This is a genomic window from Nocardia sp. NPDC049220 (genome assembly GCF_040647855.1).
Taxonomy (GTDB): Bacteria; Actinomycetota; Actinomycetes; order Mycobacteriales; family Mycobacteriaceae; genus Nocardia.
Genome location: NZ_JBEZDA010000043.1, coordinates 1 through 6,150, shown reverse-complemented (window position 1 = coordinate 6,150; position 6,150 = coordinate 1). Strand labels below are relative to the sequence as shown.

2 protein-coding genes are annotated in these 6,150 nt (G+C 63.4%); both read right to left on the bottom strand.

Annotated elements, in window-relative coordinates:
- Window positions 1–498 precede the first annotated feature (498 nt).
- Window positions 499–825 (bottom strand): hypothetical protein, encoded by a 327-nt coding sequence (locus tag AB0C34_RS31355; RefSeq protein ID WP_357081023.1) that lies wholly within the window; start codon window positions 823–825, stop codon window positions 499–501.
- 48 nt (window positions 826–873) lie between these two features.
- On the bottom strand, window positions 874–5,907 hold the full coding sequence (locus AB0C34_RS31350; protein ID WP_357081020.1) for an alanine racemase: 5,034 nt from the start codon (window positions 5,905–5,907) through the stop codon (window positions 874–876).
- Between the last annotated feature and the right edge of the window lie 243 nt (window positions 5,908–6,150).

Here is a 6,150-nt window from a genome sequence, read left to right as displayed (position 1 = left end):
AGCGCCGGATCGGCCTCGAATGACGCCGTCATGTCGACTCCTCCCCATCGAACATCGCAGCACCGGATATCCACAGCGGTCACAGGCTCACGAGTCGGATTGAACAACAGGAAATACAAGATAAGTCTAGTCAGAAATGTTGCGCTACCGTAGGTCGGCGGTCCACACACAGGCGGACGTTGAGTTGGCCGTCACCCGCGCCGCCATCCCGGTCCGGGCCTGTCGCCGGTCCGGCAACGCCAGCGATCGACCATTGATCCGCCGGGTCGAAGATGGCCCGCGGGACTGGACCGCGGCAGGATCGTGCGGGTCCGTGATAGCGACTTCTCCTCCGAACAGAGCAGACCGTGCGCCGGTCGGCGTTCAACGAGGGCGCACCGAAGTCCGACCTGTGCGGTGCTCGGCCGAGGTCGCGCCGACCCCGTGGTCAAGTGCGGCCAGCGAGACCAGACCAGGTCCGAATCCGGAGAATGGTCGAGGCCAGGTATCGAACACCTATTACCCGAAACCGCCACGCGGCGGGGTGCCGTCATTCACCCAGTTGCGCAGCGCGATCGCACCTGGCGTCTCCGCTGCGACGAGGTACAGCAAGTATCCGCCCAGGTGGCAGCGACGATCCGGGCACAGATGGCGGGACTGCCCGACACGGAACCGACGGTCACGGCCGAGTTGCTCGACGAGGCTGCCGTCGCGGTCTGCGCAGCGAGGACGCCGGGCACGGTGGGCGTCGGCCGTATCCGATATCACCCGAAGCACCGCCTCCCCATAAAGCTCGCGCGGTTCGCCGATCATGGCCGTCTGCCCGCCCCGGTCGTCCCCCCGCACCCCCCTTTCGCCTCGCGAGGGCTGCGAGGCTGATTCCGGTCGGCCGAATCAGGTTCCACACCGAGGATCGGGCAGCTGCGTATCGGACGGCGCGTCAGAGCCGGCGCCGACCCATTTCGGGATGCTCACGTCTGGATCCATGCGCGGGCCGGCCACCGGATCCACCGGATCCAGCGGCCGTTTGTCCTTGCCGAAAACGATGCCAACGTAATCCACCACTTGCAGCGGTGGCTTCCAATCCGCGAACGCGACATCGCTCCCCCTCTCCCCGACCCCCTCGTACACGCGCACCATACCTGTCGTCGGGTCCTGGTAGACCACGAACAAATGGCCGGCCCGACGCCTACCGAATGTGACCGCGCCGAACACCGTATTCCCCTCCTCGACCGAGGTCTTCATGTTCAGAATCGACCAGAACTCCTGCCAGTTGCCGCCGGTGTGGTGAGCGATCTCGACACCCGACATCCCTCTGAGGCGAATTTTTCCGGTCAACTCGGGGACCTCGACCGGAAGACCCAACCTGTCCCGACCGAAACGCAACACGACCGGACCACACGTACGCGGCTTCCGCCACGGACCGGACACGGCCGGCCGCGGTACCGTCCCATCCGGCACCATGGTTTCCCCCGCGTCCGCACCGGGCCGCGCTGACCATGAGGCTTCGGCGACATCCGGGCCGAAGTAGGGCGCCGGCATCAAGCCGTCGATTACCCAGTCGCGGGGCGTGACGCCTTCTTCGGACCCGAGCAAGGTCACCTTCGCGCCCTCGCTGATGCGCGCATGCGGGCCGAGGTCGATCAAGATGTTGTGCGGGTCGGCCTGTCCCGCGACCGGGTACAGGCGGCCGTCGATCCGTACCCTTCGGGGAATCGGCAAGTGGGCATACCCGCCCTGAACACGTGCGATCATCGTCGCTTCTTTTGGTGTGAAATGGCCTCCAGGCCCTACGCCTTCGCCGGGAGCTACGCGGAACACCTGGGCCACCCTGCTTTCGACCGTCAGGACCGGCCGCAAGGCCGGGTCCGGCGCATAGCCGGGGAGCAGCCCGGAGAGCGGCGCCTTACCGGCGCGAATGTCGAAGTATGGATTGGGAACCGGATTCCCGGCGGAGGGCTCATCGGTATTCCACGTGACGAGCTCGACCCCTGTCACCTTGCCGGCGGAACTGGCGAACAAACTCTTCCAAGGCGGCAGTAGACCGCCCGCTGCCAATTGCGCTGTCACGGAGCGGAACCGACGGTATTGCGACTCCCATTTCGCCTCCACATGGTCCATGTGTGACATCACCCCCTCGAGCACTATCCGCCCGCGAGCGATCTCCTGCTGCAAGGCGGATATCAAGTGCTCCAATTCCTCCGGCGAGGCGCCCTCGCGGTTCAGACCGGTATTCACCACGAGATGCACCTTTGCTGGTTTGCCGACCTTCCCTGCAGCTTTCGCCACCGCGCGCAGAACGGGCGGAGATGGCACCCCGAGTTGCACGTCCTCCATGATGGCGACCTCGAAATTAGAATCGGGATAGGTCTGCCAGGCCACCAACGGTTTGCGTTCGAAGTGATCGCACAGGTTTCTCAATGCGACCAAATCGCGAGCCTCTTGCGAGAACGGATCCTGAGAGTCCGCAAAGTTCGAATTACACAACGCGTACAGAGCGCGAAAATCGTGCCGCACCTTCAGCGCCTCGGAGATTCCCGCTACCCCCATTCCATCGACCGCCGGTGCCCCTGCCAGCACGGCGAGAAAGCCACCGCCGTACATGTCCGCTTTTCCCACCAGCATGAACTTGGAGTTTGGGTTGGTCGAGCCAGGGACTCTCGCCGCATCAGCGGCGTGTGCGCCGTGCACGATCCTGACGTACTCCTGTATCCCTTCGTCGGCTCGGCGCCGGAGTTCGGCCACGTTCCCCACCAAGGCCTTGCGGTCGAGTGTCACCGACACCGGCGCCAGACGTCGGTCGCGCGTGAGCCGACGGTAAAGTTCTTGGGCATAAACACCAGCCCCATCGTGGAACACTTGACTGGTCCGGCCCAGAGGCCTGCGCCACAGTTCGAAAGGTATGTCCAGCGCGGCGGCCCATTGGGGAGACGTGAGCTCGCTGTCAACGCCCGAACCGACCAACACGGCGACGTCCCCTTCGGCGAACTCGACTCCCTCGGGAACCTCGATCGGGAACTGGTCCATGTTCACCGGACCAGCGACGCGGCACCGAACACCATTGACGAGCACATGGATTTCATCGCCGGATCTGCCCAACTCGTAGGGAACACCATCCATGTAGCCGACTCCGACCCACGCGATCCGCCGCTCCTGGTCTACCGGTTCGCCGTCGTAGCCGAAACTCTCGCCGGAACGTAACCGCCGTGCCCCGCCAACATGCGCCACCCATTCCGTCGCGGACTGCAACTCGAGGCCGGGGCACTTCACCGGCAGGTCCCCGTACAACGGAGCACCCAATCGGGCTGCGAAACGGCCGCCCGGCTGCTGTCGCACAGTCATCGCGGCACCTGCGATGTGGAAATTCTCGGGGAATACCCCATCTCGATATGCGGTCGACGACACCTCGATGAACGACGCGGCCTGGCGATCGTTCATCGGGTGCCAGGGATCATCGCCGTGCGCGAGTTCGGTGAAGGCCGCGTGAAACCGAATCGACCCTGCCGCAACGAATCTGCCCAGGTGCTTCGACATCTCCGGATAGTGGGCGAGCGGTACCCCGCCGGCGTGCTTGCCGGTATCCACTTCCACCGCGACGTCCGCCGTCGCGCCGAGCGCCTCGGCCGCGGCCGCGACCACACGCAGCTGGTCGATCGACGCCACGCCGATGGTGATATCCGCCCTGATTGCCGCTTCCGCGACGTACGGGTCGATTGCCAGCCCCGTTACCGTGATCGGCAGTGTTTCGCCCGCAGCGCGCAGTTGCAGCCCGATAGGGAGCGACGCGTGCAGCCCGCGCACTCCTCCTTCCCGCATGGCGCGGGCAGTTTCCACCGGCATGAACTGCCCTACTTCTCCGATGACGCCTGCCGGGTGCCGCTGGCTCAGCCGCGCACTGTTCAACCGGACAGCATCGAATGTCACACCCAGTGTCGCCCCTGACCAGTAATCGTAGATCGGGCTCCGGTTGTCGGCCCATTGCGATATCAGCTCGTAGTGTCGTTGCGCCAGGTGAGGGTCGCGCTCAGCCAGTAATTCCATGCGGTCGTCGTAGTAAGGATCGGTGGGTCGCATGCCCAGGTCTGCGGCCAACGCCAACAGCTTCCGGCGTAATGTCTGCGCCTCATCCCTCAGCCCGAGAGCCGCAGCCGCATCGAGTTTTCCGACGACCACCCGTAACTGGCCGAAGCCATTGGCCCAAGGAATAGGCGAGTGCGTGTGGCGCTCGATGATCTGATCCAACGCGCCCTTGACGGCGCGCGAAACATCCTGGGGATGCGCCCTGGGCGACATCTCGATGCAGTAGTTGTAGTGGGTCTCGTCGGTGCGCCATGACGCGACCGCGCCTTTGTCTACAGGTCCCACGCGGAGGTCGACATACCGGCGTAAACCATCCTCGTCAGTGAATTCTAATCGATTTCCAGTCCAGTTCGACCGGTCATCTGTGATCAGGTCGAGATCGGTCTCGATGTGACGCCGCAGCTCTTCGAGGGTTAAATTGTCCAGTGCGAGGGGACGGGCGCTACCGTGGAATTCACGGATGGCATGCACGTAGGTGTCGTCGATCGGCGGGTCGACAATCGACGTGACATCAGCTCGTTTCAACCCGAGGCTCGACTCCCAATGTTTGGCAACACGTTTGGCCAGCATCGGACTGTTGCTGGCGAGCAAAGCCATCCAGTTGGCAGAGTCCGGACACAAGCGCCCCAAGTCGGCGACCAAATTCGTCATGTCGTCGTGCAGTTCCGGCAACAACTTGGGCTGCAAGGTGGGCGTGAGTCGATCGAATCTCCCGACAATGACACGCAACTGGGCGTGCCGTCCGACAATTTGACCTGTCATTAGGTTCGCACGTCGACCGATCAGATCGGAAAGACTGGCACCGTCCAGCAGGAAGTAGCGGATTTGGCCGAGCCCGTCTGCCACCGCAAGCGAGAGGTGTCGGTCACGTGTGCCGGGTGCGACGAACATGTGGTAGTGGAAAGGGGCATCGCTATAGATGTCGGCGACATTCCGGGTAGGTTCTCGACTCGTCCATACTGCGACCTCCGCACGTAGACCATTCCCATCGTCGAAGACGAACCGGGCGCCGAACGGATCCCAGGACCAGTTGCCGCCGGTGATCGAACCGTGGTCGGCGTCGATGTGCGCGAGCAGTTCGGCATACGTGTGCGGCGAATCCGTGTCACCTCGAAATCCGCCGATCGGGTCCACCGTGAAACATCTTCTGAAGCGATTCGATTGTATGACCTGATGCCAAAGGCTCTCGAACGCCGCAGCTTTCGATGCGATGAAAGCAGGCGAGAATCGAGGGCCCGCGTCCGGGCTGAACGACGGCGCCATTGTGGCGAACCGGTCTACCAGGCCAGAACGGGGATCCCAGGCAGCCAGAAGTGCCATCCGAATCGCGGCGCCGGGATCGTTCGGTCGCAGGCCGAGGTCAGTAGAAACCCCTTCCAGGGCGTTCTGCAGCATCGCGGCAGGCTTGTGAGCGGCATCGACCTGTCCGAGTTTCCCTTCGAGATACCGTAGTTCGGCGAACCCGCTCATGAGTTCTGGTGTCATCGTGGTCGATTTTCCGCCAGCCCGATCGCGTGGCAGGTCATATTGTTCCATCGCGCGGATGGCCTCCACATACCGCGCGATGCCGCGACCTGCCTCCAGATCCGACGCCCACGTCGCAACGTTCAGGACGTGGTGGTGGCCCGCATGGTCGAGCCGAGGCACGACGGCGTTCGCGGAGTCATCCGAATGCGTTCGCAGTTCGATCGTGACGTCCCGGTTACCGCGACTGCTGAATCCGAGTACCTTGCGGTCGGGATCCCAGTGCACATGGGGGCTGATCAGTTTCCGGTCCGTCGCAACGAGACGAAAGAGCCGATCCAGTTCGGTGGGTGTGGTCTCGGCCTCTTCTGCCTCGGACTGCACCGGCGGCCCTGGGACATCGTCCTGGTTCTCGCCATGCGCGGGTGGGCCTTCGATATCGCGTTGTGCAGGTGGCTGTTCGACGTTGACGGGAACTGGTTCGTACAGGGCGGGAAGGTGGCCTGTATTCGGGGGTTGTGTGGTGTTTGGTTTTGGTGGTTGATGTGGTGTGGGGTTGTTTGGGTGGGGGTTGGTGGTGATTTGGGTTTGGTGTGGTGGTGGGTTGGTGGAGTGGTTGGGGGGTAT